At 50.4% G+C, this 26,058-nt stretch carries 24 protein-coding genes; 15 read left to right on the forward strand and 9 right to left on the reverse strand.

Annotation, left to right across the window (positions count from 1 at the left end):
- Nucleotides 1–17: 17 nt before the first annotated feature.
- Nucleotides 18–1,469, reverse strand: coding sequence for an aminotransferase-like domain-containing protein (locus EOE65_RS16435; protein ID WP_127695750.1), 1,452 nt, complete (start codon nt 1,467–1,469; stop codon nt 18–20).
- 175 nt (nt 1,470–1,644) lie between these two features.
- On the opposite strand from EOE65_RS16435, the gene EOE65_RS16440 reads away from it, so the two are divergent.
- The 6 genes from EOE65_RS16440 to EOE65_RS16465 all read left to right on the forward strand — a co-directional run bounded on the left by EOE65_RS16440 (nt 1,645) and on the right by EOE65_RS16465 (nt 9,441).
- Nucleotides 1,645–1,815, forward strand: a complete 171-nt coding sequence (locus EOE65_RS16440; RefSeq protein WP_127695752.1) for a DUF1127 domain-containing protein — start codon at nt 1,645–1,647, stop codon at nt 1,813–1,815.
- Nucleotides 1,816–2,712, forward strand: a complete 897-nt coding sequence (locus tag EOE65_RS16445) for a DMT family transporter (protein ID WP_127695754.1) — start codon at nt 1,816–1,818, stop codon at nt 2,710–2,712.
- An 18-nt stretch (nt 2,713–2,730) separates the two neighbouring features.
- Nucleotides 2,731–3,609, forward strand: coding sequence for a PhzF family phenazine biosynthesis protein (locus EOE65_RS16450; protein WP_127695756.1), 879 nt, complete (start codon nt 2,731–2,733; stop codon nt 3,607–3,609).
- 55 nt (nt 3,610–3,664) lie between these two features.
- A complete protein-coding gene (locus tag EOE65_RS16455) occupies nt 3,665–4,267 on the forward strand; it encodes a CBS domain-containing protein (RefSeq protein WP_127695758.1) in 603 nt (200 codons plus the stop codon).
- Between the two features lie 174 nt (nt 4,268–4,441).
- Entirely contained in the window at nt 4,442–5,599 is a 1,158-nt protein-coding gene (locus EOE65_RS16460; RefSeq protein ID WP_127695760.1) for a type III PLP-dependent enzyme, read from the forward strand.
- Between the two features lie 266 nt (nt 5,600–5,865).
- Nucleotides 5,866–9,441, forward strand: a complete 3,576-nt coding sequence (locus EOE65_RS16465; RefSeq protein ID WP_127695762.1) for a PAS domain S-box protein — start codon at nt 5,866–5,868, stop codon at nt 9,439–9,441.
- Here EOE65_RS16465 and EOE65_RS16470 read toward each other — a convergent pair.
- The 7 genes from EOE65_RS16470 to EOE65_RS16500 form a co-directional block, all read right to left on the reverse strand.
- Nucleotides 9,438–10,079, reverse strand: coding sequence for a TatD family nuclease-associated radical SAM protein (locus EOE65_RS16470; RefSeq protein ID WP_127695764.1), 642 nt, complete (start codon nt 10,077–10,079; stop codon nt 9,438–9,440). The two genes, EOE65_RS16465 and EOE65_RS16470, sit on opposite strands and share 4 nt — an antisense overlap.
- A 114-nt stretch (nt 10,080–10,193) precedes the next feature.
- Nucleotides 10,194–10,958 carry a phosphonate metabolism protein PhnP gene (gene phnP, locus EOE65_RS16475; protein ID WP_127695766.1) on the reverse strand — a complete coding sequence of 255 codons (765 nt, stop codon included), beginning with the start codon at nt 10,956–10,958 and terminating at the stop codon, nt 10,194–10,196.
- On the reverse strand, nt 10,951–11,541 hold the full coding sequence (locus tag EOE65_RS16480) for a nucleoside/nucleotide kinase family protein (protein WP_127695768.1): 591 nt from the start codon (nt 11,539–11,541) through the stop codon (nt 10,951–10,953). The genes phnP and EOE65_RS16480 overlap by 8 nt, the downstream gene beginning before the upstream one ends.
- Nucleotides 11,542–11,759: 218 nt before the next feature.
- Nucleotides 11,760–13,595, reverse strand: coding sequence for an NAD nucleotidase (gene nadN / locus EOE65_RS16485; RefSeq protein ID WP_206052701.1), 1,836 nt, complete (start codon nt 13,593–13,595; stop codon nt 11,760–11,762).
- A 137-nt stretch (nt 13,596–13,732) separates the two neighbouring features.
- On the reverse strand, nt 13,733–15,208 hold the full coding sequence (locus EOE65_RS16490; RefSeq protein WP_127695770.1) for an alanine/glycine:cation symporter family protein: 1,476 nt from the start codon (nt 15,206–15,208) through the stop codon (nt 13,733–13,735).
- A 183-nt stretch (nt 15,209–15,391) separates the two neighbouring features.
- The gene (locus EOE65_RS16495; RefSeq protein WP_127695772.1) at nt 15,392–15,937 is read right to left on the reverse strand and encodes a hydrolase; all 546 of its coding nucleotides are present in this window, start codon (nt 15,935–15,937) and stop codon (nt 15,392–15,394) included.
- Nucleotides 15,938–16,006: 69 nt separating this feature from the next.
- A complete protein-coding gene (locus tag EOE65_RS16500) occupies nt 16,007–17,200 on the reverse strand; it encodes a multidrug effflux MFS transporter (protein ID WP_127695774.1) in 1,194 nt (397 codons plus the stop codon).
- Between the two features lie 285 nt (nt 17,201–17,485).
- Between EOE65_RS16500 and paaN the strand changes: the two genes are divergently transcribed.
- The 5 genes from paaN to sppA all read left to right on the forward strand — a co-directional run bounded on the left by paaN (nt 17,486) and on the right by sppA (nt 22,502).
- Nucleotides 17,486–19,156 (forward strand): phenylacetic acid degradation protein PaaN, encoded by a 1,671-nt coding sequence (gene paaN / locus EOE65_RS16505; RefSeq protein ID WP_127695776.1) that lies wholly within the window; start codon nt 17,486–17,488, stop codon nt 19,154–19,156.
- An 11-nt stretch (nt 19,157–19,167) separates the two neighbouring features.
- Nucleotides 19,168–19,953, forward strand: coding sequence for an enoyl-CoA hydratase-related protein (locus EOE65_RS16510; protein ID WP_127695778.1), 786 nt, complete (start codon nt 19,168–19,170; stop codon nt 19,951–19,953).
- Between the two features lie 68 nt (nt 19,954–20,021).
- On the forward strand, nt 20,022–20,768 hold the full coding sequence (locus tag EOE65_RS16515; protein WP_127695780.1) for an SDR family oxidoreductase: 747 nt from the start codon (nt 20,022–20,024) through the stop codon (nt 20,766–20,768).
- A 58-nt stretch (nt 20,769–20,826) separates the two neighbouring features.
- Complete coding sequence (locus tag EOE65_RS16520) at nt 20,827–21,489, forward strand: HAD-IA family hydrolase (protein WP_127695782.1); 663 nt, start codon at nt 20,827–20,829, stop codon at nt 21,487–21,489.
- Nucleotides 21,486–22,502 carry a signal peptide peptidase SppA gene (gene sppA, locus EOE65_RS16525; RefSeq protein WP_240657022.1) on the forward strand — a complete coding sequence of 339 codons (1,017 nt, stop codon included), beginning with the start codon at nt 21,486–21,488 and terminating at the stop codon, nt 22,500–22,502. The genes EOE65_RS16520 and sppA overlap by 4 nt, the downstream gene beginning before the upstream one ends.
- Nucleotides 22,503–22,550: 48 nt before the next feature.
- Here sppA and EOE65_RS16530 read toward each other — a convergent pair whose 3' ends face one another.
- On the reverse strand, nt 22,551–23,138 hold the full coding sequence (locus tag EOE65_RS16530) for a Maf family protein (protein WP_127695784.1): 588 nt from the start codon (nt 23,136–23,138) through the stop codon (nt 22,551–22,553).
- 211 nt (nt 23,139–23,349) lie between these two features.
- On the opposite strand from EOE65_RS16530, the gene EOE65_RS16535 reads away from it, so the two are divergent.
- The 4 genes from EOE65_RS16535 (at nt 23,350) to fabD (ending at nt 26,056) form a co-directional block, all read left to right on the forward strand.
- Nucleotides 23,350–23,781 (forward strand): YceD family protein, encoded by a 432-nt coding sequence (locus EOE65_RS16535; protein WP_240657023.1) that lies wholly within the window; start codon nt 23,350–23,352, stop codon nt 23,779–23,781.
- An 18-nt stretch (nt 23,782–23,799) separates the two neighbouring features.
- Nucleotides 23,800–23,979, forward strand: coding sequence for a 50S ribosomal protein L32 (gene rpmF / locus EOE65_RS16540; protein WP_127695787.1), 180 nt, complete (start codon nt 23,800–23,802; stop codon nt 23,977–23,979).
- Between the two features lie 5 nt (nt 23,980–23,984).
- Nucleotides 23,985–25,013: a phosphate acyltransferase PlsX gene (gene plsX, locus EOE65_RS16545; protein WP_127695789.1), complete on the forward strand. Its 1,029-nt coding sequence runs from the start codon at nt 23,985–23,987 to the stop codon at nt 25,011–25,013.
- Between the two features lie 110 nt (nt 25,014–25,123).
- Nucleotides 25,124–26,056, forward strand: a complete 933-nt coding sequence (gene fabD, locus EOE65_RS16550; RefSeq protein ID WP_127695791.1) for an ACP S-malonyltransferase — start codon at nt 25,124–25,126, stop codon at nt 26,054–26,056.
- Nucleotides 26,057–26,058 lie beyond the last annotated feature (2 nt).

Here is a 26,058-nt window from a genome sequence, read left to right on the forward strand (position 1 = left end):
AGTTTAAGAGCGCGGCATTATACCCGCTTCGTTCCGTTAAGGGTGGCTTTTTGCTCTGTGATCAATTGAGCGGCCAGTTCACCCACGCGCTCGACCGCCGCTTCATTCTTGGCGTTGGGTGGATCGGTAAAGTTGAGGCGCATACAGTTTTGATATTTACCAGATGCAGAAAAAAGTACACCGGGGGCGATGCAGATATTTTCCGGGATCAGGTATTCGTTTAGCTCGCTGGTATCGAGCTCTGATGGCAGCTCGACCCACAAAAGAAAGCCGCCATGGGGGTAGCTGATCTTGGTGCCAGCCGGGAAGTACTTCTCGATCCAACCAATCATGACATCGCGGCTCTGCTGATACTGGGCGCGCATCTTACGTACATGGCGCTCATAGCCACCCTGTGCAATAAACTCGGCAATCGCCATTTGCGGTAAAGTGGCGGTGCTGGCAGTGACCACGTACTTCATATGGATCACTTGATTGAGATAGCGCCCCGGTGCGCACCAACCGACGCGCAGCCCCGGCGCGAGTGTTTTCGAGAAGGATGAGCAATAAAGTACACGCCCTTCGGTATCAAAGGATTTCAGTGCAGGGGGACGCGGGGCCTGATAGGCCAAATCACCATAGATATCGTCTTCAATGATGGGCAGGTCATAGCGCTTAGTCATTGCGAGTAGGCGCTTTTTGTTCGCCTCTGGCATTGTGTAGCCTAGCGGGTTGTTGCACGTTGGAGTGATTTGAATCGCTTTGATCGGCCACTGTTCCAAAGCCAGCTCAAGGGCTTCAAGGCTGATGCCCGTTTCAGGATGCGTGGGGATTTCGAGCGCTTTTAAACCCTGCGCCTTCACCGCTTGCATCGAACCATAGAAGCTGGGTGAATCAACCGCAACAATATCACCGGGTTCTGTCACTGCTCGTAAGCTGGTGGAGATCGCCTCTTGGCAGCCCGTGGTGGTGACGATGTCATCAGGGTGCAGCACGCAACCGGCATCCACCATAAGGCGGGCAATCTGCAAACGCAGATTATCGGAGCCTCTTAGGTGTTCATAGTTGAGCGTGGCCAGCGGGTCTTGCCGGTTGAGATCCGCCATGATGCGGCTTAGGGGTTTAAGCGTTGCGGCACCTAGTTCCGGAATAGCGCGCCCGAGCTGGATCATCTCTCTATTTGTGTTGGCGCACAGCAGCTCCAGTACATCCTCCCATTGCGATACTTCCATCGGGCGCTGGGCGGGGCGGCTTAGATCGGGTAGCTGCTGAGGCGACTTGCTCTGTGCTAAGACATAGAAGCCTGACTTGGGCCGAACTTCTGCTCGGCCTTGCTCTTCAAGGAGGCGGTAGGCTTCTTGTGCTGTTGAGATGCTAACACCATGTGCTTGGCTGATGGCTCTGATAGAGGGCAGCTTTTCGCCAACTTGATAGTAGGACTGATCGATCCGTGCCGCGATGGCATCCGCCACTTGTTCATAGAGTTTCATGACAGTTTGTCACCTTGGTTTATCGCTACCAGTACAGTTTATAGCTTAGAAGCCATGACAGTTATCTGTGCTGTTTTATCTGTACTGGTTTTATTTTTTGTTTCTAAATCTGTAATGGTTTCAGGGTAGCGCATAGCATAGACACTGTAAATTCAATCACGTGGAGGGAGTTCACATGTTCGTTATCGGTTTGCTTAATACGGTTTGGCAAAAGTTGCAGCGCATGGCCCGCTGCTATCGCACTCGCAAACAGCTAGCCATGCTTGATGCACGAGCACTAAAAGATATTGGTGTATCGCGCGCGGATGCGTTGGAAGAATCACGTAAGCCATTTTGGAGGTGCTAAATGTGGGCAGGTAGCACCCCGCTAGCGGAAAAACCGGGGCTTTCGGACGATGTAAAAGGCTTGCTTTATGGCACGTTTGCCGTGGTGCTGTTTGGCCTAACGCTGCCAGCATCGCGTTGGAGCGTGACCTATTTTGATCCGGTCAGTGTGGGTTTTGGCCGTTCGGCCATCGCTTCTGTGGTTGCTGCAACATTGCTGTTGCTCTATCGCGCGCAGTGGCCTTCTAGGAGCCAGATTAAGCGCTTGCTGTTGACCTCGTGTGGTGTGGTGTTTGGCTTTCCAGTGCTTTCTGCGATCGCTATGAAAAGCGTTGAAGCGTCCCACGGTGGTGTCGTGATGGGGATTCTGCCCTTGCTAACTGCCATCTGTGCGGCTTGGATTGCAAAGGAGCGCTGTGGTTTGGGGTTTTGGCTCTGTAGTGTGTCAGGAGCGCTGGTCGTAACGCTTTTTATGGCCCGTGATGGTATTGGTGCGCTAGCTGCTGGTGATCTTGTTTTGGTTGCAGCGGTTGTGTTGGCGGCCCTTGGTTATGCGTTAGGCGGCCAGCTTTCACGCGAAATGCCCGGTTGGCAGGTGATCTGCTGGACATTGGTGTTAGCCGCTCCGGTTACGTGGCCCACTTATCTGTTGCTGGGTGTGGAGCCTAATACCCATAGTTGGATAGGGTGGGGGAGTTTTCTCTATTTAGCGCTTGTGAGCCAGCTGTTCGGCTTTTTTCTGTGGAACAAGGGTTTGGCGTTGGGCGGTATTGCTGCGGTTAGCCAAACACAGCTGTTGCAGCCATTTATTACCATAGCGTTTGCTGTCACCTTTATGGGTGAGGTGTTAGATCAATGGACATTGGCCTGTGCGTTAACGGTCGTCGCGTTGGTGTATTGGGGACGGCGTTTTAAATAACCAAAAGGAGTAGCGCAGATGAGAACTTTAACTTACTACACGTTAGATGTGTTTACGCAAACGGCGTTTACCGGTAATCCGCTGGCAGTATTTGTGGATGCACAGGGGTTATCCGACCAACAAATGCAGCAGATTGCGCGTGAAATGAACCTATCTGAAACAGTGTTCATCACGGAAAAAGCAGGGGATGCCGCCTGGTCTGTGCGAATCTTCATGCCTCAAGGTGAGATCCCATTTGCAGGGCATCCCACTGTGGGTACGGCGGTACTGCTGGATTATCTAGAGTGGCTGCCAGAGGGGGCTGACAAGCTTGTGTTAAATGAGCAGGTTGGGCCGGTACCGATAGTGATTGAGCGTGGAGCGGATAGCGTCAAAGCCACGCTGCGCAGTGCGGTAACTCCCACTTATAAAACTAGCCATTTAACTGCTCAATCGGTAAGCGAAATGATGGGGTTAGCGAGTGATGCGGTGGTTGGTGAACCATGGGTTGGTAATAGCGGTGTACCTTATCAGTTGGTGCAATTGAGCAACTCGCAGCAGCTAGAGAGTGTGCAGCTAGATCTTGCTGCATGGCGAGCGCATTTAGGGACTGATGCCGTGCCTGATCTGTGTTTATTCGTAGCGGATAAAGCCAATCAGACAATCCATATGCGCATGTTTTGCCCAGCTTGTGGGGTTTTGGAAGACCCGGCAACGGGCAGTGCGGCAGCGGCACTGGTAGGTAGCTTGGCGCTGCGTAATGGGTGGTTTGGCACTTGGCAGATTGCTCAAGGTGCGGAGATTGGCCGTCCTTCGCTTATTGAAGCTGGCACTGAACGTGTTGGGCAAGAAAGTATTGTTAGCGTTGGTGGGCATGCTGTGGTGGTTGCCCGCGGGGAACTGATGTTGCCAACGTGAACTCTTACGGTTAACTGCTAAGCTAAAAGAAAAACAAAAACGCCGGAGGCTTATTATGTTTCAGGAGTTTCGCCATATCCGTCTGCAAGAGATTACCGATGTCACACACCTATTAACGCCGGCTCAGTTACAAGCTCAAGTGGGTTTGCACAGCCCGGCCGTCGATGTCATGACCGATTTTGAACACACCGAACCTGTTACCGTGTCACAAAACATGCAGGTTGATGACGCGCTAGAGTACATGAAACACCAGCATGTACGTTTGTTGTTTACGCTTGATGAGTCTGGAGATGTGGCGGGTGTTATCAGTGCTCGCGATATTATGGGCCGGCGCGTTATCTCGTGCATGGAGACCAGAGGGCTCGCGCGGGAGGATGTTCAAGTTAAACACATCATGATGCCGCGAGATCAGCTACAAGCCTTAACCCATGAGCAGGTTCAGCATGCCAAGATTGGCGATGTTATGTTGACGCTGAAAGACTCGGGTGGGCAGCACGTGTTGGTTATCGATACCAGCCTTGCGGGTGTGAAACGCATCCGCGGAATCATCTCCGCGAGTGATATTTCAAGGCTTCTAAAGATTGGTTTTGATGTGATGTACGAGGCTAAGTCCTTCGCTGATATCGAGCGCGTGCTGGGGCATGGTGTAGAGGTTTAGCCGCGTTGTGAGGTGGTATCCAAGGCTGTACTGAATTTCATCGGTACAGCCTTTTTTTGTTAATAAAATTCACTTTCTTTAGACTGCACTTTTATCTATACTCCGCCGCCTATCCCTTAGGGGGTATTTACAAAATAAATTACTTATGTATTTGCTTTTGGAGTATCGCTACGAGTGAACTGCCCAGATCATCTGCGCCCTGAGGCGTGGCAACGTATTTTGAACTTTGCTGAGCGCAAAGAAACACCTTTTTTGGTTGTTGACCTAAACACAATCCGCGAGAAATACCTTGAGCTTGTGGATGGTTTCAAATACGCGAGCGTTTATTACGCTGTTAAAGCGAACCCAGCCAACGAGGTGATCTCGCTGTTGGCTGAGCTGGGGTCTAATTTTGATATCGCCTCGATCTATGAGTTGGATCGGGTTTTGAGTCATGGTGTCGATCCGGCGCGCTGTAGCTACGGCAACACCATCAAGAAAAAGCGTGATATTGCGTACTTCTACGAGCGTGGTGTGCGTATGTATGCCACAGACTCAGAGGAAGATATTCGTCAAATTGCTGAGGTCGCGCCGGGTTCACGTATCTATATTCGTATTCTGACCGAGGGCTCTGAAGGCGCTGATTGGCCGCTATCACGTAAGTTTGGCTGCAACCCAGAGATGGCTGTGGAGCTGGCTGTTTTGGCGCGTGATCTTGGCCTTGAACCGTATGGTGTATCGTTCCATGTGGGGTCTCAGCAGCGAGAAATCGATATTTGGGATGGTGCCATCGCGAAGGTAAAAGTGGTTTGGGATCGTCTGTATAACGAATATGACATCAAGCTGAAGATGATCAACTTGGGTGGCGGCTTTCCTGCGCAGTACATTCAAAAAACCAATCCATTCGAGACCTATGTGCAGGAGATCACCCGTTTTCTCTCAGAGGATTTTCCAGATGAAGTACCTGAAATTATCTTAGAGCCTGGCCGCTCACTCGTCGGTGATTCTGGGGTAATGGTATCAGAGGTGGTGCTGGTTTCTCGTAAGTCAGCTACCGCGCTAGAGCGTTGGGTGTACACGGATGTTGGCAAATTCAATGGCTTGATCGAAACGCTGGATGAGTCGATTAAATATCAGATCTGTACCGAGCGTGATGGTGAAGAGGAGGAGGTGGTCATTGCCGGGCCAACCTGCGATAGCATGGATATCATGTACGAAAATCACAAGTACACGTTACCGCTTTCTTTGCAGTCAGGAGATCGGATGTATTGGCTAGCCACGGGGGCCTATACCAGTAGTTATTGCTCAGTAGAATTCAATGGTTTTCCGCCCTTGAAAACCTACTTTGTCTAGCTGAAATCTACCCGCTGAAAGCGCTCATTTGGGCGCTTTTCTGCAGGTAGGGCAGCACGTATTTTGCTGGGTTTAGCTGTCGTGATTTAGGTATGATTTCGCTTGTGTTGATCCAGATTATGCGATGTTAGCCTTTTGTCTTAGCTCGTAGGGGTTGTCGCTTATTTGGTGCTATAGTTGAGTCACATAGCAAGGCTGCAGTTTACAAGCATTAACGCCTTTTGCTTTCTTTGCGGCTTTCCAACTCGACAATTAAAAGAAGAAAAATGAGCATCAGTGAGACGCTTGATTTAGCACGTCTGGAGTCTGGTGATAGAAGGATTATTGGGCGCTACCGTTGTGGCGATAGATGCCTTCTGGATCTCAAATCAAAGGAAACGGACTTCTTAGGCTTTTCGATCGAACAGTGGCAAGCTGCGGATTTTTTTATCAGCAGAGTGCACCCTGAAGACCGCCCGCGCCTGCCCTCTGGCGGTCAGATTCAGCATGAAAGCTACGCCGAATCCTTGCGTTTAAAAGGCGAAGCTGGGCGTTATCATGCAGTTGATTGCTACCTCTTTCGTGCCCATGCTGATGATAAAAACCTGTTGGGTGTTGAGTTGATTGCGCACGGCAAACAGCATTTCTCGCCGGGTGATGCTCGCGATGTTCTTGAGCGGGTTAACTTTACGGTTTATTGGGTTGATGCTAACGGTGTTGTGTTTGACTGCAATCAGGCTGCTTATCGAAATTTAGGAATGCAGCGCGAAGAGCTGATTGGGTTGCCGGTCTCTGCGTTTGATCTCTTTGTAGCGCGCGGTAGTTTTAAGCAGATTATGCACTCCCAACTGCAAGACGATAACCTGTTCCACTTTGAAACCTTGCACAAGCGCAAAGATGGTTCCATGTATGCATTAGAAGTGCATGGGCAGAAGTTGCTCTCAAGCAGTGGTAAAGATGTTTATGTGGGCATTGGGCAAAGTCTTGAGGATCGTAACCGAACCCTGCGTGCGCTAGAGCAGGAGCACCACCGCGCCAACTATTATCTCGATATTGCGGGAGTCATCATTGTCACGCTCGATGATAACGGCTGTGTCACGATGCTCAATCGTTTTGCATGTGAGCTATTTGGGATCGAGCAAGACGCCGCTATCGGGCTTAACTGGTTTGATAGCTTTCTGCCGCCAGAGAGCCGCCAGCCTGCATCTGATGCCTACCAGCGTTTACTTTCCTCGGATAAACAGCCCAAGCAAGAGATTGAGCGCCCTATTATCACCCAGCAAGGTGAGTATCGTTTGATTCGCTGGAACAACCGTATGCTCGAAGATGAGAACGGGGAGCGTATCGGAATTCTTTCATCGGGTACCGATATTACCGCCCAGCGTGCGTCAGAGCAGACGTTATTAGCGGAGAAGAGTCGGCTTCGCACCTTGATTGATTCGATCCCGGATTTGGTTTCGTTCAAAGACAACGAGTCGCGGTATCTCGGCTGTAATAAAGCCTTCGAGATGATGAGTGGCAAAGCTGAATCTGAGTTGGTGGGCACAGATGATTTCACCCTCTTTGGAGATACCGAGAGCGCTAATCGGATGCGTGGTGGCGACGAGGAGGTGCTTGGTAGCCAAAAGCCGTTACGCATCAACGAATGGGTGACCTATGCAGATGGCAGAAAAGTACTCCTAGATACCTTTAAAACGCCAGTCTACGACGGTGACCAACGGATGGTTGGCGTACTGGGCGTGAGCCGCGATATTACTGAGAACACGATGCTCAGCGGGCAGCTATCGTTGGTCAATGCGATGGTAGATATCAGCTTAGATCCGCTTATTTGCACGGTGCCAGATAAGGGTTTTAAGATCGTGTACGCGAACAGTGCCGCCATTAAGCACTTTGACGTGCCCGCAGCACAACTTTACCAAACCAAGCTCGTTGATTGGGATGCAAAATGTTCGCTTGAAGACATCCAGCGGCGTTGGCAGGAGATTCAGCATACACAGCGTATCGCGCGCACAACGCACAGGCTGCGCAGTGGCGAAGAGATTCCCGTTGAGGTTTCATCACGGCCGTTTGTCTATGAAGACACCACTTACATGATCACTGTGTTTAAGGATATTCGTGATCGGATCAGTTATGAAGAGGCGGTGAAGACCGCGGAGCAGCGTTCACGCTTGTTGCTTGAGCACACCAATGAAGGGATCTTTGGCGTCGATGCTAGCGGTGTGATGACCTTTATCAACCCGGCTGCAGCGAAGATGTTGGGCTATCGTGCTTATGAGCTGATCGGCCGCAAAGCAGGTACTCTGATTCATTCAAAGCGTGAGGATGGCTCCGCTATTGATGAGTTTGAGTGCAGTATCATGAAGTCGATCAGAGATGGCCGCAGCTATCGAATTGAGCATGATGTGTTTTGGTGCCGCGATGGCCACTCAATTCCAGTGGAGTATTGGAGTTCGCCAATTCACGACGATGATCGCGTTTCTGGTGCGGTAGTTACCTTTCACGATATTACCCACCGACGTAAAGCCGAGGAGCAGATCCGTTATCTTGCTTTTCATGATGCGTTGACAGGTTTGCCGAATCGGCGTTTGTTCCTTGATCGTTTTGAGCATGAGTTGAGCTTGGATCGGCGTTCTGGTCAGCACTCGGCTCTGCATCTTTTGGATATCGACCACTTCAAAGAGGTGAACGATTCGCTTGGGCATCCTGCAGGTGACCAACTGCTGATTGAGGTCGCAAAGCGGATTCAAGAGAGCCTGCGTGATGGCGATACTTTCGCGCGTTTAGGGGGCGATGAGTTTGCGATACTGCAGAGCAGTGTGACAACGCCTTCGGATATTGCGGTCATGGCTGAGAAGGTGATTCAGTGTTTTGAACAGCCGTTTGACTTTTTAGGGAATAAACTCAAAACCAATACCAGCATCGGTATTGTCCTGTGCGATGAGCATGTGAGTGCAGATGATCTCATTGCACGGGCTGATATCGCGCTGTATCAGGCGAAGGAACGTGGCCGAGGTTGCTACATCTTCTATCAGTCAGAGATGACTGAGCGTGTTCAGCGCGAGGCTGAGCTTGCACATATGCTCAGTAGCGCGCGTTTCTTGCAGCAGCTGCACATGGAATACCAGCCGCAGTTTTGCTGCCACAGCGGTAAGTTGATCGGTTTTGAGGCGCTATTGCGCTGGCAGCATCCTGAGATCGGTGCGATTTCGCCACTCACCTTTATTCCTGTCGCTGAAAAGCGGGGCATGATCGACGATATCGGCTTTTGGGTGGCGCAGCATGTCGCGACACAGATTGCGAGCTGGGATGAGTCCGGTTACCAGTTCGGTGCAGTCTCTTTCAATCTTTCACCCGTGCAGCTGCGCAATCAGGAGGGCGTTCAGGCGCTTCTTGAGTTGCTGACCGATTCGGAGCTACCGCTCGATACCTTTGAGGTGGAGATCACTGAGTCCGCGTGTATGGATGCCGGTAGCGAGGTGCTTGATATGCTCGAGAGTGCCGCGTCGTCGGGACTGCGTTTGGCTATTGATGACTTCGGTACGGGTTACTCTTCCATGGTCGCGTTGAAGCAGTTGAGTGCGTCCCGGCTGAAGATTGATCGTAGCTTTGTGCGTGATATGTTGGATGACCCCAATGATCGGCAGATTGTGAGTGCCACCATCGCGCTTGGCCACTCGTTAGGCCTTGAAGTCGTCGCAGAAGGTGTTGAAACCGCGCAGCAGCTAGAGGTTTTGCGTGAGCTAGGCTGTGATGTTGTGCAGGGGTATTTTTTGGGAATGCCGCTAGGGAGCGAGTTAGTATCGACGTTCCTCGCTCAGGGGCAGTTGATCTATACCGCGTTTCCGAAGCGCGCTAACGCTTAACCAACAACGTCTAGCGCGCGGGAGCGAAACTTTGCTCCACGCTCCGCTGCAATGCGCGCGCACGAGGGTATATCGATTCCCTCTAAGCCCTGGATGGCGGTGACAGTGGTGTCGGGTATCCAACTGGCGGAGCGTTCAATGAATGCTAAGACTGCCGGATAGCTATGAGGTAGGCTCGGCGCGCAGTGCTTTTCGTATAGGTATTCGTTTTGAGCATTTAATGAAACAGACACCGCGTCAATGCAGGTAGAGAGTAGTGGAATAATGTCCTCTTTATGGAAGAGGTTGCCTAAGCCATCTGTATTAAGGCGTGTCTTTCCGCCCGCTGCTTTGACGGCATTTGCAACACTGACAAGCGCTTTTAAGCGTAGTGTTGGCTCGCCGTAACCGCAAAAAACAATCTCTTCATAGGCCGTTGGGTCGCCGATCTTTTCAATAATATCTTCTGGGCTCGGCCGTGATCCTAGTGCTAACTGATAATCGTGTACCTTTGTGGTGCCGTTGTGTTTAGGGCAGAACTTACAGGCAAGTGTGCATCGATCAGTGAGGTTGATGTAAAGGCGGTTATCAATTTGATAGACCAGTATGTCGGCTTGCTGTTGGCAAGCACGCTTGGTTGGGTTAGGGCGCGCTTTCATGGTGAATCCCTGACTGGTTAAACGGCTCCCCTATTATATGAACACCACTTGCGCTCGCGATTTGATGAGCGTCAAACACATACAACAAACGTCTTACATTTATATCATTATTTTCTAATTTAAAGATATGCGCATACCGTCATAAGCCAGTGTAACGTTCGCCGGCAGGGAACCGGGGTTTTCATCAAGCCAGTTCTCTAGCGTGTGGCTGATGTGCGTCAGGAATGTTTGTTTGGGCTGCAATCTTTGCGCAATGCGTAATGCTTCATTGAGGTCATTATGGTTTCTGGGGCGCTCCTTCCGAGGCGGCTCCGCGCAATCCAAGATAAGGATGTCCAAAGGGGTTTGGTTTAAAAAGTCTGCGGTTTCATCTGCGATGCCACTCGTGTCTGTTAAATAGGCGAGGCGAGTCGATTTTGCTTGAATCACATAGCCGAACGTTGGTTTAGAGTGCTGCAGTGGAACGGGGGTTGCGGTGAACAGGTCAAACTCGACACATTCAAACGCAGTCAGCGGCGTCTGAAAGGCTAGGCATCCGGGGTGTTTATAAAGATCATCACAGCCTTTTGGGTCATTGGGGCGGAATACTGGGATAGCATGATCAATGTTGCCCCAGCGTAGGTGAAATAACCCCTGTACGTGATCCATATGAAAGTGTGTCAGGATTATGCGCTGAATATCGCTTGGGGCGAATAACTCGGCAAGGTCTGTTCTACCGGCATCAACTAGGGTGTTACCATTCGGAGTGGTCAGCATGGCGCTGGCGGGTTTGCGCTGCTTAGCTGCGTCTTTTGTTGCGCGCTGACAGGCGTTGCATGTGCAGCCCCATACCGGTATTTGCGCTGCGCCTCCTGTGCCAAGGAAGACAAACTCAAGCATGATCTACGCACACCTCGTGGTGGTTTTTTTCGGTGTTTAAGTGCATGCGAATCAAAGTTTCCAATGCTTGAATGGTTTTGTTGATGTCACGCTCAAGCTTTATGAGGTGGCAGTGGGGGGCTAATGATGTGACGTACGCTTGCGCGCGTATCAAGCGTGCTTCGATCTCACTGGATGATGCTGTGCCTGATTGCAGCATTTGGCTACGCAGCAGGTTGTTATCGGCATGTATTAGAATGGGAACCAGTGTTTTACCAAAGTGAGCTTTGGCGGTTTTTAGGCTTTCGCGAGAGCCTTTCACGAGTACTGATTGCCCAAGCGCAAGCCAAGCTTCAGTTTCGCTACCTAGCCCGTAGCTATTACCATTGGCTTCCCAGCGAAAAATGATTCGCTGCATGGCGCTGCGTCGTTGAAACTCTTCTGATGATAAGCCGATATCGTTACGATCTATGTGGGCTGGAAGTGGGGCGCGGTAGCGGGGAGCGATCATTAATGAGTCATTGGTAATCAGCGTCTTTAGAGCGTTGATTAGTGTATCTTTTTGGCTGCCGGAGGCACCCATTAGGTAAAAAACGTTGGCCATTTACACTCCATTCATTGGCAAACTTTGTGACGTATGTCGTCCGCCGTTTGTGCTGGAGGCTCTCATCCTTGCACGTTCAGTGGCATCTATAAGTGTAGCGGCAGGCTACAAATAAATTATGACAGTTTGAAGAAGCTTGTTCTTAAGATCTTTTTTAGATCTTGGTTTGAAATGAAAAAAGCCCGCTGTTGCGGGCTTTTTTTCAGAGGTTTGGAGGGTTACTGGAGTACGCCGTTTTCATCGTAGTATTTCTGTGTGCTGTACTCGCTCAGTGGCAGCTTACTGATAGAGCCTTCAGCTTCTACGTAGTCGACAAATGATTGTGCGTAGTCGAGGAATGTATCAACGACCTTACCCTCTTCAGCTGAGATTACGCCGAAGGTTAGGTAGCCGTCACGTCCACCGGCAATATAGTTGTTTGTAACGACTTTATAAGACGCGTTAAGGTCGAGCGCTGACCATGTGCTTGTGCCTTTGCGCATCACCTCTAGGTTACTAAAGCGCATACCTTTTGTTTGGGAGCGGTCAACATCCCAGCGCAAGCCAGCGGCATAGGGGTATGCGCCTGTTGAGCCGTCAGGTGAGATAGCGTAATCGAAGGCATCTTCGAGAACCGCTTTAATCTGCGCACCGGTCATCGTGAGTTCAACCAGCGTGTTGGCAAAAGGTAGTAGCGTATACGCATCACCCACCGTGATATCGCCCTGTGGAATGTCGACGCGTACACCGCCACCATTTTGAATTGCGATATCTGAGGTTAGACTCATCGTGCGGAACGCTTTGGCAACGATATTGGAGATATCGCTACCGTTTGACTGGGTGGCTGTAGCATCACATAGCGCGCTTTTGCCTTGGCCTGGGATGCGCTCTAAGCAAAGGTCGTCTGTGCTGGAGCCGATCACCGCTTGCTTGAGTGAGTCAACTTGGTCTGAATAGCCAGCTAGCACGTTGGCAGCGGTTGGATCATCCATCACGACCGATAGCACATCGTTGGCAGCGATAGCGTCCAGCACGGCCTGACGTTCAGTACCCGCAAGCTCTGTGTCGTCGCGTTCAAATGTGTCGGCCAGCAGCAAGTGGGGTGTGCCGCTACAGCTTTTCACTTTGCCGTCTTGCAGGGTGATATCTAGCTCACCAACAACGTTCGAGTACTCCCATGCTTGCACAATACACACCGGTTCGCCGCTTTTATTGGTGAGTTGAGTGGGATAAGGGCCAGTACTGTTAAGGCCGAGCGCAGTGAACTGATCGCCAAGTAGTGTGTGAGAGTCACCGCCGACGATTAGGTCAACACCAGTAAGGCTTTGAGCCAGTTTTAGGTCGTTTTTGTACTGGTAGTGGGTCATCAAGATGATGTTGTCGATACCCATTGCACTTAGTTCGTCGATGTAGCGCTGAGCAGTGCTTGTTTCATCGAGGAACTGGGTGGTTGCATCTGGGCTTGAGGAGTTCTTGGTTTTAGATGCGATATCGATTCCAATAATCCCCACCTTCTGATCACCGAAGGTTTTAATGGTATAAGGTTTGAAGTAATCGGTGGCGCTGCTTTGCGCGAGTGGCGAGACTCCCACTTCTGGGATCACATTCGCGGCCAGTACATCGGTGTTGCAGGCACCGCTATTGAGGTGATCTAGGAAGGCTTTTAAGCCAGCATCGCCATCATCAAATTCATGGTTACCAAGTGCGAAAGCATCAAAGCAGACTTGGTTCATCATGGCGGCGTCCGCTTCGCCTTTGAAAAGCGTATAGTAAAGATCCCCCGTGATGGCATCGCCTGCATGAAGCTTAAGCACGTTGGTGGCGCCTGCTTGTAGGTCGTTCATCTTCTGCACGACCTTCGCAAAACCGCCCATTTTTACATCCGTGCTTGCGCCTGCTATTTCGATATCACCGCTGTTTCCGCGTAAGTGAGAGTGGTGGTCGTTAATGTGCAGAATTTTGAGTGTAAGTTCGCTAGTAGCTTGTGAGTCATTGTTGCTGTCGTTGCAGCCTGCCAGTGCAGTGGTAACCGCAACAGCGAATGCGGCCTTTTTGAACATGGTGAAATGCGGCATGAGTCTAATCCCTAATACGATGTCTTGATAAGGGCTAGACTAATTTAGAAAAGTGACACTTTTGCTGCAAAATGTTGTCATCTGAAGGAAAAAGCCCCGAACTAGGTCGGGGCTTTAGTTGTTAATATGCTATCGCATTACTTTTTCTTTTCCCAGAACTCAGCGTTTTTGATGCCAAGTTTCTGTGGATCGAATGTGTAATCTTTAACGCCTGCTTTACGCTGTGCTTCATAATCTTTCAGGGCTTTTACCGCAGGTTTTGCCATGAAGAAGATGATCAGAATACCAACGATGTTCAACCATGCCATCAAGCCAACACCTACGTCACCCAGACCCCATGCAAGGTCTGCTGTTTTGATCGCGCCGTAGAATGTGGCTGCCAGTAGGCCTGCTTTTAGCAAGAAGTCCAGACCCGGAAGGTTGATGGTGCGCTTTAAGTAAGCCAGGTTGGTTTCAGCGATGTAGTAGTACGCTAAAATCGTTGTGAACGAGAAGAAGAACAATGCCAGTGCGATGAACGGCTCACCTACACCAGGAAGTACTTTTTCTACTGCCGCTTGAGTATACGCTGGGCTATTTGCTGCAATATCCGCTGCGATATTCTGAACTAGGAACGCTTCTCCAGCACCGTGTACGTTGTAAGCACCGGTGATCAGAATCATAAACGCTGTTGCAGAGCATACAAATAGGGTATCGATGTAGACAGAGAACGCCTGTACCAAGCCTTGTTGTGCTGGGTGGTCAACCTCTGCCGCCGCTGCTGCATGAGGACCTGTACCTTGGCCCGCTTCGTTCGAGTAAACGCCGCGTTTTACACCCCAACCAATCGCAGCACCAAAGCCTGCCATCGGAGTGAAGGCATCAGCAAGAATCATGCTGATAACGCCCGGTAGCTGGTCGATGTTAAGCGCGATGATTGAACATGCAATCAAAATGTAGGCTAGCGCCATAAATGGCACGACAACCTGAGTGAACTGCGCAATACGCTTTACGCCACCAAAGATGATGAAACCAAGTACTAGGATAATACCTACGGCCGTTAGAATCTTAGTGAAGCTCAGTGCGCCGAAGCTAGTTTCGATAGTTGCACCTGCGCCAAAGGCGATCTCTGCTGCATTACCGATACTGTTGGACTGTACACCTGGTAGCAGGAAACCACATGCCATGATCGTTGCGATTGCGAAAATCCACGCGAACCACTTCTGGCCCATCGCTTTTTCGAAATAGAACGCTGGGCCACCACGGTATTGGCCTTCATGTTCCTCTTTGTAGATCTGACCAAGTGTTGATTCAACGTATGCCGTAGCAGCACCAAGGAAGGCAACTACCCACATCCAGAAAACCGCACCTGGGCCACCAAAGCCGATTGCCGCAGCAACACCGGCGATGTTACCCGTACCGACACGCCCGGACAGAGAGACAGCCAGTGCTTGGAATGATGAGATACCTTTGTCAGACGCATTGCCTGAGAAAAGTAGGCGCCACATTTCGCCGAACATGCGCACTTGGACAAAGCGCGTAAGAATGGAATAGAACAAGCCAGCGCCCAAGCACAGGTAAATAAGTGCAGGACTCCAGATAATGCCGTTTAAAAAATCGACAACAGATTGCATAAGGGACTCTCCATAAGAGAAGCAGATTTTAGTTAGAATTATCGGCGGAAAGTCTACCTTGTTTGGATTAGTAGATTTTTATTATTTTTATCTAATGTATAGACAAAAGTATGCTACCAAGACTTTGTTTGGTTTATTTTTCTGTTTTTAAAGCTCCATCCAGAGTTTTGGATGAGAATTGGTTTATCTAAGGTAATTTTTGCTGATCTCTCGAAATTGATCAGTGCCGGCTTTTTGGAGCCACTCAAATACAACCATCTCTTTTGACACAATATGAATGCCTAGCTGCCGCATTCTGTCTAGCGCGAGTTGGCGATCGGCCTGAGCGCGTGAACCAACGCAGTCGGCGACAATAAATACTTCTTTACCTATCTCTTTCAGATTTATGGCTGTTTGCAGCACGCAAACGTGAGATTCAGTACCGATGATGACGACTTGCTCTTTACAGTGGGCCTCGAGTGCTAGGTTAGCATCGGGGTCTGCGACGGACGAAAAGTAAATTTTCTCAACGGTTTGCTCTGCGGATATAAGCTCAGCGAGTTCTGGAATTGTACTGCCTATTCCCGATGGATACTGCTCTGTGACCAGTGTGGGAATACTCAACTTTTGTGCGATTTCAACCAACCATCGGCTATTACTGATTAGCAGGTCGGCACCATGAATCGCGGGAGCAAGCTTAGCTTGGATATCAATGATCAAGAGGCTAGAGCGGTCCGGTTGTATCAGCATGTTCTTTCCCTCGATAGCAGATTGGTTTCATCTCTATTTTTTACAGGGCTTTTACCCTGTGGTCGAGCGTTATTGCTGCGTGGTGGCAGGCCTTACGATAAAAATAAAGCTCAGTAGCGCCAGAAAGCCCATTAGCGCGATACTTGTTGCCATGACGGTGGGGGTTCCTGAGTATGTATGTCCTACCACCATACCCACGCCTGCAGCGATCGCCGACTGCGTAAAACCCAGTAGTGCAGATGCAGTACCTGCCATTTTAGCAAAGGGGCTCATGGCACCGGCGGTAGATTGTGGCATCACGATACCGACGGCCGCCATAAATAAGACTTGGCAAAAAATCACCCAATACAAGTTATGTAAACCTAAGAGCGAAGCTCCCATCATGGCGCTGCCTGCAATGGCTGCGAGCAATGTGCCGAGCAGTAGCATCTTATTAATGCCTAGGCGCGGCCCAATACGCTGGCCAATCTGTGTTCCTGACATATAACCCAGTACAACGGCGGTGAAGTAAAAACCGTAGTGATCTTCCGGTACACCAAAGAAATCGATCAATACGAACGAGGAACCTGAGAGGAATGAGAAAAGGCCTGAAAAGGTAAAGCTGCAACACAGTGTATAGCCGAGAAAAACTGGGCTGCTGAATAGTGTTTTGTAGTTGGTAAAGATGGCTTTAGGGTGCAGGCTACTGACATTTTCAGGTGCTAAAGACTCCGAAACCTTCAGGCCAATGAGTAGCGTTGTTATTGCACCGTATACCCCTAAAAATACAAAGATCGCCGCCCAATTGAGTGATAGCAGCATATATCCACCAATAATCGGTGCGATTGCCGGTGCGAGCGCCATAATTGTACCCATCATCGACAGCACCTTGGCGGACTGAGTGGGGCCGTAGATGTCTCTGATCATTGTGCGCCCCAAAACGGGGCCGCCGCAGGCTCCGAGGGCTTGCAAGAAGCGATATGCGATCAACTCTTCAATAGTTGTTGCCATTGCGCAGCCAAAAGACGCCAGCGTAAATAGTACCAGCCCACCGAGCAGAATCGATTTACGGCCAAAGCGATCGGCGAGTGGTCCGTAAACGAGCTGCGCGACCGCAAAGCCGCCAAAAAAAATCGATAACGTAATCTGAACCTGATCAATCGAGGAGTTAAGCTCATCAACAAGACTGGGGAGCGCAGGCAGATACATATCTGTGGAAAGCGGGCCCAACGCAACCACGGATGCGAGGACTAAGATCGTAGCGAGTGAAGTAGGTGCGAACATGAGGTGACTCTTATAGTAATGGCGAGGCTACTTTAACGGAGAATAATTTCAGTCAACAAGTTACAAAATCGCAAAAGATTATTGCGCTTCTTATGTCAGGTTCTTAGCGAGGCTGCATCACTTTTAATGCTGCTAGGTAGGGGGTGCCTTGATGATACGTATAAAGATGCCGCTTCATTTATACTAAAGAGATACACAAAATAGTTTTTGATCAGTATTTATGTATCACAAGCTTTGGTGTATCTTGGCAAGTAACTAAGACCAGAATAATGATAGAGAATCCTCATGAGCACACTGTTTGAAAAACATCAGGACACACTTAAATCCGCCCTAAATGCCATCCAGACGCGTGACTACTGGAGCCCATACTCAGAGAATCCAAGTCCACGCGCTTATGGCGAAACGGCTAACGCTGACGGTGAAGCGGCGTTTAAGGCGCACCTGAACGGCGCGTTCTTTCTTGATATGCCGGGTATTGTTGGCGAGGCGGGTGCTGAGGTTTCTCCTTATGGTATTGATCTCAACGTAAAATACCCGCTAGTTGATCTTGATGTGTTGTTGCCCGAGATGGAAAGCGCACGCCAAGCATGGCGTGATCAAGGTGCAGATGGCCGTGCAGCTGTCTGTCTTGAAATCCTAGAGCGTCTCAACAAGCGTAGCTTTGAGATTGCTTACGCGGTTATGCATACCTCAGGTCAGGGCTTCATGATGGCTTTCCAAGCGGGTGGTCCTCACGCGCAAGATCGCGGCCTAGAAGCAGTAGCTTATGGCTACTCGGCAATGACTCACACACCGGGGGCTGCGACTTGGACTAAACCACAGGGCAAACACGATCCGCTAGTACTTGAGAAGAAGTTCACCACTGTTGGGCGCGGTATCGGCTTGGTAATCGGCTGCTCTACATTCCCAACATGGAACACCTACCCAGGTATGTTTGCTGACCTGATTACTGGAAACCCAGTGATCGTTAAGCCGCACCCAGCGGCAATCTTGCCAGCGGCTATCAGCGTTCAGATTGCTCAAGATGTGCTCAAGGAGCATGGTCTGCCGCCGCATATCGTTTCTTTGGTGATCGACGAGGATGCTGCGAAGCCGGGTACGGCTGAACTTGCTAAACGTGATGAGATCAAATTGATCGACTTCACCGGCAACACAGCATTTGGTGACTGGTTGGAGCAAAACTGCACGCAAGCGCAGGTTTACACTGAAAAAGCGGGTGTAAACACCATCGTTATTGACTCTACTGATGACTATAAAGGTATGTTGCGTAACCTGGCATTCACGCTGAGCTTGTACTCTGGCCAGATGTGTACAACGCCGCAGGATATTTTCGTGCCAAAAGGCGGAATCGAAACGGACGCTGGCCATAAAAGCTTTGATGAAGTTGCGGCGGATCTGGGTATGGCAATTACTAAGTTCCTGTCTGATCCTGAGCGAGCTGCTATGGTCTTGGGTGCGATCCAAGCGGATGCAACAGCCGCGCGTGTAGATGGCAGCAACACGCTGGGCACGGTTGTACGTGAGTCTGATGTTGTTGAACATCCACATTTCCCGAATGCGCGTATGCGCTCCCCATTGCTGATGAGCATTGATGCAGCGGATGAAGCAACATATATGCAAGAGTTGTTCGGCCCAATCAGCTTTGTTGTTAAGGCCGATGATACTAACCACGCAATTGAGCTGGCTCGTCGTGCGGTTAAATCCCACGGTGCTATTACCATGGGCTGCTACTCGAGCAGCGATGCGGTACTCGACCAGATTGAAGATGCAGCATTGGATGCAGGTGTGGCGCTAAGCTGTAACCTGACTGGCGGTATCTTTGTGAACCAAAGCGCGGCATACAGTGATTTCCATGCAACGGGTGCAAACCCTGCGGCTAATGCGTGTTTGTCAGACTTGGCTTACGTTGCAAACCGTTTCCGCGTGGTGCAAAGCCGTCGCCACCCAAAAGGTTAATCGGAGGGGTTATGACGTACGAAACACTTCTGGTTGAGGTTGCTGATGGCGTAGGGGTGATTACCCTTAATCGCCCGAAGGCGATGAACGCTCTAAACCAAACACTGACGCGCGAGCTAGGCGAAGCTGTTGATGCGCTTGAAGCCGATCAGGCTATCGGCTGTATCGTACTAACAGGCGGCGACCAAGTCTTTGCCGCAGGTGCTGATATCAAAGAGATGAAGGACCTCTCCTTCCATGATCTCTACGTCTCGGATTTTCCGCGTATCCAACGTGATTGCTGGCGTGCAATTGATGAGGCGCGCACGCCGGTGGTCGCTGCGGTAGCAGGTTTTGCATTGGGCGGTGGTTGTGAGTTGGCGCTAGCATGTGACTTTATCGTCGCTACGGACAGTGCGAAGTTCGGCCAGCCCGAAATTGGCATCGGTACCATGCCAGGAGCGGGTGGTACTCAGCGTCTGACTAAGGCGGTGGGTAAAGCGAAGGCGATGGATATGTGCTTGACTGGCCGCATGATGGATGCAGAAGAGGCCGAGCGTGCTGGGCTTGTCTCGCAAATTGTATCTGCGGACGCTCTGCTTGATACGGTACGCAAAGTCGCTAAGAAGATTGCTAGCCATTCGCGCCCTGCGGTTATGATGATCAAAGAGTCTGTTGATCTTGCAGTGGATGCCGATCTGCAGGATGGGCTATTGTTCGAGCGCCGCAATTTTGCCGCGACCTTTGCATTCGAAGATTGCAAAGAGGGCATGAATGCATTTGCAGAGAAGCGTAAGCCGGTTTTCAAACACCGCTGATTTCTTTACAGTGTAGAAAGTATACGGGCGCATAGGCGCCCGTTTTATTTGGTACAGAGAGAGTAAACATGCTGCAAGGAAAAACAGCTTGGATCACCGGCGCAAGCTCCGGTATTGGTGAGGCGACGGCACGCCGCCTCGCGAAAGAGGGTGTGAATTTGGTTTTGACGGCGCGGCGCGAAGAGAAGCTAGTGGCGCTCGCGGCAGAGCTTGAGGCGAAATACGGCGTGGCGGTTGCCTTAGAAGTTGCCGATGTCTCTGACCGGCCGGTAATGGAGGTGGTAGGCGAAAAGATCGCTGAGCGTGGCGGTGTTGATATTCTGATCAATAATGCCGGTACGATGCCAATCAGCCCTATTTTATCTGGCCGAGTGGATGAATGGGAGCAGATGATTGACGTGAATATCAAGGGCGTGCTCTATGCTATCAATGCTGTTTACTCAGGGATGGCGGAACGAAAGTCAGGGCACATTGTCAACATCAGCTCAATCGCTGCGCGCCAGACGTACCAGAGTGCGGGCGTTTATGCGGGTACTAAGCATGCTGTGCGGGCAATCTCCGATACGCTGCGTAAAGAGGCGATTCGCTTTGGTGTGCGGGTAACCGATATTCAGCCAGGAGCTGTGGCCACAGAGCTACCCGATAGCATTAACCATCCGAAGATTCGTGATGCCGTTAAGGCGAATATGTACGCTGAGGGCAGTGAGATTTTGCAGCCTGACGATATCGCAAACGCAATTTACTATGCGCTGACACAGCCTGCTTACATCGATGTGAGTGAGCTGCATATTCGCCCCGTGATTCAGGAAGATTGATCAGCCTACTTTGCGTTGTTAGCGGTTTGAATAGCTGTGGTTTTTAAGGAGTGATGAGTTGTACAAGTTATTGATTTTTGATTGGGACGGTACGGTCATCGACTCGACAGCCCGCATTGTGTCAAGTATGCAGGCGGCAGCGCGCGACTTGAGCTTGCCAAGCTTAGAAGATCATGAAGCGCGCGAGATAATCGGTTTAGGGCTACCGGAGGCGATTCGGCAGCTCTTTCCGGGCATCAACGACGACATGATTGAACCAATGCGTGAGCGATATGCGTACTATTATTTAGAAGGTGATAATACGCCAACGGCACTCTTCGCAGGCGTGCAAGTAACTCTAGAGGCGCTGCGCGATAGGGGTTACCGCCTAGCGGTCGCAACCGGGAAAAGCCGTAAGGGGTTGGACCGAGTATTAGCGCAGACAGGATTGGGATCGTTGTTTGAAATTACGCGGTGTGCTGACGAGACAACATCAAAACCAGATCCTCACATGCTCCATGAGATTCTTGCTGAAACAGGGGTTGCTGCAGAGCACGCGCTGATGGTGGGTGATACCGAGTTCGATATGGAGATGGCGCAGCGAGCGAATGTTGGGCGCATTGCTGTTAGTTATGGCGCTCATCATATTGACCGCTTGGGTAAGTATGATCCGGTTTTGGAAGTGCATGCGTTTGCGGAGATTGCACGGTGGCTCGAAACGGTTCAAGGAGTGTGTGAGTGAGTCAGAATCAATGGGGAGAAAGCGTGGAAGAGGAACTTGAGCGTAAGCTAGAAAATGCGGCTAAGAAAGGCTCGGGCAAAGAGTGGAAACTCATTGAGCGGATGCTCAATGGCCTCTTTGTTGAGCAGCGCCGTGCCCGGCGCTGGGGTATCTTTTTCAAACTACTAACGTTTGCTTATCTGTTTATTATTCTCGGTGCTTTTCTGTTCCGTTATGGGTTTGCACCAGAGCAGAGTGATAGTTCGCTGCCTCACGTCGCAGTGGTCGAAGTTGTTGGTCCGATATCTGCTCAAGAGGAAGCCAATGCTGACTCTATCATTTGGTCGCTGCGCAATGCATTTGAGGCCGATGCTGCGAAAGCCGTTATTGTGCGCATCAACAGTCCTGGCGGTAGCCCTGTACAGTCGGGCTATGTTTATGACGAGATAAAGCGCCTTAGGGAGATCTACCCTGAAAAACCGCTGTATGCGGTGATCACGGATATCGGTGCTTCGGGTGCATACTATATTGCAGCCGCTGCTGATGAGATCTACGCAGATAAAGCAAGTTTAGTGGGCTCAATCGGGGTTGTCTCGGGTGGCTTTGGGTTTGTTGATCTGATGGATAAGCTTGGTGTGGAGCGCCGCACGTTCACGGCTGGTGACAACAAAGCGCTGCTGGACCCATTTAGCCCATTGCGAGAGCAGGATAAGGTGTTTTGGCAATCGGTTTTAGATACAACACATCAACAGTTTATCGACCAAGTTAAGAAAGGCCGTGGTGATCGTCTCAAGGATGACCCAGCGCTGTTTAGTGGTTTGGTTTGGACGGGCGAACAAGCTCTCGAAAACGGCCTAATCGACGGCTTGGGCAGTGCAAGCTCTGTGGCACGCGATAAGTTAGATATAGAGAAGCTGCGTGACTATTCGCCGCGTAAGTCAGCGCTGGACGAAGTGGTAGAGCGTTTTGGTGTTATCTTCGCGAAGACGTTAAGTAGCCAAGTTGGTCTAACCGACGGAGTGCAGTTGCGTTAATGTCAGCGTAAAAAAAGGGACCTTAGCTCCCTTTTTTATTGCTTGCGCTTACTTAGTGCTGAGTACATCGATGCCCTGTGTTAGCAGGATCTTTGTGAGCTGAATGAGCGGTAGGCCGATCAAACTATTGGGATCATCCCCTTCTAGCTTCTCGAACAGCGCTATTCCTAAGCCTTCTGACTTGAAGCTGCCAGCGCAGTTGAGCGGCTGCTCTTTGGCCACATAGTTTTCTATCTGTTGCTCGCTTAGGGTGCGAAACTGCACGTTGAAGGGCTCTACTATGGCATCTATCGTTTGGTGTTGTGTGTTAATGACCGCCAAGCCTGTTAGAAACGTGACGCGTTTGCCTGATAGTAGCTTAAGTTGTTCATGCGCTTTCGTGGCAGTCCCTGGTTTGCCGAGAATCACATCATCACAAACGGCAACCTGATCAGAGCCGATAATAATCGCACTATCAAACTGTGTTGCAATGGCTTGTGCTTTTTCAATGGCAAGCCTTTTTACGAGTGCGGCGGGTTGTTCGGCTGGCTTTGGTGACTCATCAATATCGGGGCTTGCATGTTGGTAGGGGAGTTCCAATTTGTCGAGCAGCATACGTCGATATGGGGAGCTAGAGGCTAACACCAGTGTTTGCATCTTTATTGTCCTAAGGGGTTATCTATCATGAAAGAAAGGCGTAGAATACTCGCGCTTTTTTCGGGTTTGCAACCCGTTTTCCTTTGACAGATGGGCCATGTGCCCCTAGAATTGCGCGCTTATGTCGTACGGTAACTTGCCGAAAATAATTGACCCGCGAAAGCTTGCTGAGCGGGAGGTACGAATTGCAGGTCAAGTAAAGGCTGAAAAAATGCCTCGTCTTGCCTCTTATCTGTGCCAAGGTGAAGATGAGATCAGTGTTGATCTGCTCTTTTCGTTGGACGAATTGAGAATTCGTACTATTACAGGTAGTGCTGAAGGTCATGTTCACATGACATGTCAGCGATGCCTAGATCCGGTAGAAGTTGATGTTAAAGCAGAGTTCAATCTAGCGATCGCGTTTAACGAAGAGAGGGCTAAACAGCTACCTCGCTACTATGATCCGTTAATCGTTGAGGAAGAAGATATTGAACTTTTGCCGATAGTCGAAGAGGAACTTATACTGAGTCTGCCGCTTGTTCCATACCATGCGGATTGCAGTGTTCAGACATCCTTTGGCGACGCAGAGGCAATCGACGAGCCCGAACCAGAAAAAACGAACCCGTTCAGCGTATTGGCCCAGTTGAAGGCCGATAAGAAATGATTTAGGAGTTAGCTAACCATGGCAGTTCAGAAAAGTAAAAAGTCTCGTTCACGTCGTGACATGCGTCGTTCTCACGATGCTTTGAGTGGTCCAACTCTGTCCGTAGATGCTACGACTGGTGAAACTCACCGTCGTCACCACGTGACAGCTGATGGCTTCTACCGCGGCCGTCAGGCTGTATCTACTGACAGCGAATAATATTCTTGTCAGATCGCGTCATTCTCTCTGTTGATGCGATGGGCGGGGATTTCGGTCCCCGCATCACCCTCCCTGCATCTCTATCGGCTTTGCGCCGATATCCTTTTCTAACAATTCATCTGATTGGTGATAAGCCTGAGCTCGAAAGACGGCTCAAGAAGCAGCGTCTGCCGCTCTCGGTTGTGTCTCGTTTAGTGCTAGTTCATGCACCTGATGCAGTCCCTATGGATGAAAAGCCTTCCCTTGCTATTCGCAATAGGCAGCAATCTTCGATGGCTATGGCTGTTCGTCTCGTTTCAGAAGGCGAGGTGGATGCGTGTGTCAGTGCGGGTAACACCGGGGCGCTCATGGCTTTTGGGCGGTTGGTGTTAAAAATGCAGCCGGGGATTGATCGTCCGGCAATTATCACGTCCGTTCCAACCCAGTCTGGGCATTGCTACATGCTTGATCTGGGAGCGAATGTTGATTGCACGCCTGAGAATCTGTTGCAGTTCGCTATCATGGGGAGTGTGATGGCAGAAACGGTCGATGGTATCGCTCGCCCAACGGTAGGGTTGCTCAATGTGGGTGAGGAGAGCATCAAGGGAAGTGAGTTGGTGAGGATGGCTAATGAGCTGATTCTTCAGCAGGAAGGGCTCAACTATATCGGTTATATCGAAGGCTCCGATGTTTTCTCAGGTAAGGCTGATGTGGTGGTTTGCGACGGTTTTGTTGGTAATATCGCGCTGAAAAGTTGCGAAGGGTTAACGCGTTTAATTACTAAAAAAGTGCGCCATAGCTTTACTAAGAATATGTATCGTCGCTTTTTGGCGATGTTGGCGCAGCCTGTGCTGCGAGAAATTCAGGCGCAAATGGATCCGTCGAAACGTAATGGTGCCACGATGCTGGGCTTGCAAGGCATTGTTATGAAGAGCCATGGTGGGGCTGACCGTAAAGGTTTCGGTTATGCACTGGATCAAGCTATTTCTGAAGTGCGTCAAAATGTTCCGCAAAAGGTTAGCGATCGCCTTGCGAGCTTTGTAAACACGCATTAAAACATTCTAATTCCCCGTTAATCCTGTAAACTATCCTGCCAAAAAAGGGCGCACCTGCATGAGGGGGCGTCGCAGAATAAATTTGTCTTTCAAGTAGGTTGAATCTCTCTATGTCACAGTCTCTTGCACTTGTATTTCCCGGTCAGGGGTCTCAGCAGGTGGGTATGCTCGCTGAGCTTGCTCAAACTAATCCCATCATTGAAGCAACATTCGCGGAGGCTTCTGAGGTCCTAGGATATGATCTATGGGCGCTTGTTCAGAATGGTCCTGAAGCCGATTTGAATCAAACGGATAAAACTCAGCCTGCGCTGTTGGTATCAGGTGTTGCGCTTTGGCGCTTATGGCAAGAAAAAGGCGGTGCGCAACCTGCGATTATGGCTGGACATAGCCTAGGTGAGTACACCGCTTTGGTGTGTGCAGGTGCGATTCCTTTTGCGCAAGCGGTAACGTTGGTAAAACTGCGCGGTGAGTACATGCAGCAAGCGGTGGCGCCCGGCGCTGGTGCTATGGCGGCAATTCTCGGTTTGGCAGATGAGGCCGTAAAAGCTGCTTGTGAAGAAGCGGCGCAAGGTGACGTAGTGGCACCGGTTAACTTTAACTGCCCAGGCCAAGTGGTCGTGGCTGGTGAAGCGGCGGCTGTGGAACGTGCCATTGATGCGTGTAAGGCCGCTGGAGCGAAACGTGCAGTTCCTCTGCCAGTTAGCGTACCGTCGCACTGTGCATTGATGAAGCCTGCCGCGCAAAAGCTTGCGGAGAAGCTGGCTGAAGTAGATATTACGCTGCCTGCTATCCCGGTGTTGCAGAATGTTAAAGCAGCTCAAGCGCAAAGCGCAGAAGAGCTGAAAGAGAATCTTATTGCTCAGCTTTATAGCCCTGTTCTATGGACGGACAGCGTTGCTGCGATGGTTGAGCAAGGTGTTGAAAGCACTGTAGAGTGCGGCCCAGGTAAAGTGCTCTCCGGGCTGAATAAGAAAGTTCATAAGCCGTTGGCGGTCAAAGCAATTGGTGATGTCGCAGGCCTCGAAGCTGCGCTAGCGCTTTAATA

Origin of the sequence: Neptunomonas marina (assembly GCF_004005935.1) — a bacterium.
GTDB lineage: Bacteria > Pseudomonadota > Gammaproteobacteria > Pseudomonadales > Balneatricaceae > Neptunomonas > Neptunomonas marina.

Bases quoted from the DNA above. Each gene is read 5' to 3' on its own strand.
- EOE65_RS16435 (WP_127695750.1), bottom strand. From the start codon at position 1,469: ATGAAACTCTATGAACAAGTGGCGGATGCCATCGCGGCACGGATCGAT.
- EOE65_RS16440 (WP_127695752.1), top strand. From the start codon at position 1,645: ATGTTCGTTATCGGTTTGCTTAATACGGTTTGGCAAAAGTTGCAGCGC.
- EOE65_RS16445 (WP_127695754.1), top strand. From the start codon at position 1,816: ATGTGGGCAGGTAGCACCCCGCTAGCGGAAAAACCGGGGCTTTCGGAC.
- EOE65_RS16450 (WP_127695756.1), top strand. From the start codon at position 2,731: ATGAGAACTTTAACTTACTACACGTTAGATGTGTTTACGCAAACGGCG.
- EOE65_RS16455 (WP_127695758.1), top strand. From the start codon at position 3,665: ATGTTTCAGGAGTTTCGCCATATCCGTCTGCAAGAGATTACCGATGTC.
- EOE65_RS16465 (WP_127695762.1), top strand. From the start codon at position 5,866: ATGAGCATCAGTGAGACGCTTGATTTAGCACGTCTGGAGTCTGGTGAT.
- EOE65_RS16470 (WP_127695764.1), bottom strand. From the start codon at position 10,079: ATGAAAGCGCGCCCTAACCCAACCAAGCGTGCTTGCCAACAGCAAGCC.
- phnP (WP_127695766.1), bottom strand. From the start codon at position 10,958: ATGCTTGAGTTTGTCTTCCTTGGCACAGGAGGCGCAGCGCAAATACCG.
- EOE65_RS16480 (WP_127695768.1), bottom strand. From the start codon at position 11,541: ATGGCCAACGTTTTTTACCTAATGGGTGCCTCCGGCAGCCAAAAAGAT.
- nadN (WP_206052701.1), bottom strand. From the start codon at position 13,595: ATGCCGCATTTCACCATGTTCAAAAAGGCCGCATTCGCTGTTGCGGTT.
- EOE65_RS16490 (WP_127695770.1), bottom strand. From the start codon at position 15,208: ATGCAATCTGTTGTCGATTTTTTAAACGGCATTATCTGGAGTCCTGCA.
- EOE65_RS16495 (WP_127695772.1), bottom strand. From the start codon at position 15,937: ATGCTGATACAACCGGACCGCTCTAGCCTCTTGATCATTGATATCCAA.
- EOE65_RS16500 (WP_127695774.1), bottom strand. From the start codon at position 17,200: ATGTTCGCACCTACTTCACTCGCTACGATCTTAGTCCTCGCATCCGTG.
- paaN (WP_127695776.1), top strand. From the start codon at position 17,486: ATGAGCACACTGTTTGAAAAACATCAGGACACACTTAAATCCGCCCTA.
- EOE65_RS16510 (WP_127695778.1), top strand. From the start codon at position 19,168: ATGACGTACGAAACACTTCTGGTTGAGGTTGCTGATGGCGTAGGGGTG.
- EOE65_RS16515 (WP_127695780.1), top strand. From the start codon at position 20,022: ATGCTGCAAGGAAAAACAGCTTGGATCACCGGCGCAAGCTCCGGTATT.
- EOE65_RS16530 (WP_127695784.1), bottom strand. From the start codon at position 23,138: ATGCAAACACTGGTGTTAGCCTCTAGCTCCCCATATCGACGTATGCTG.
- EOE65_RS16535 (WP_240657023.1), top strand. From the start codon at position 23,350: ATGCCTCGTCTTGCCTCTTATCTGTGCCAAGGTGAAGATGAGATCAGT.
- rpmF (WP_127695787.1), top strand. From the start codon at position 23,800: ATGGCAGTTCAGAAAAGTAAAAAGTCTCGTTCACGTCGTGACATGCGT.
- fabD (WP_127695791.1), top strand. From the start codon at position 25,124: ATGTCACAGTCTCTTGCACTTGTATTTCCCGGTCAGGGGTCTCAGCAG.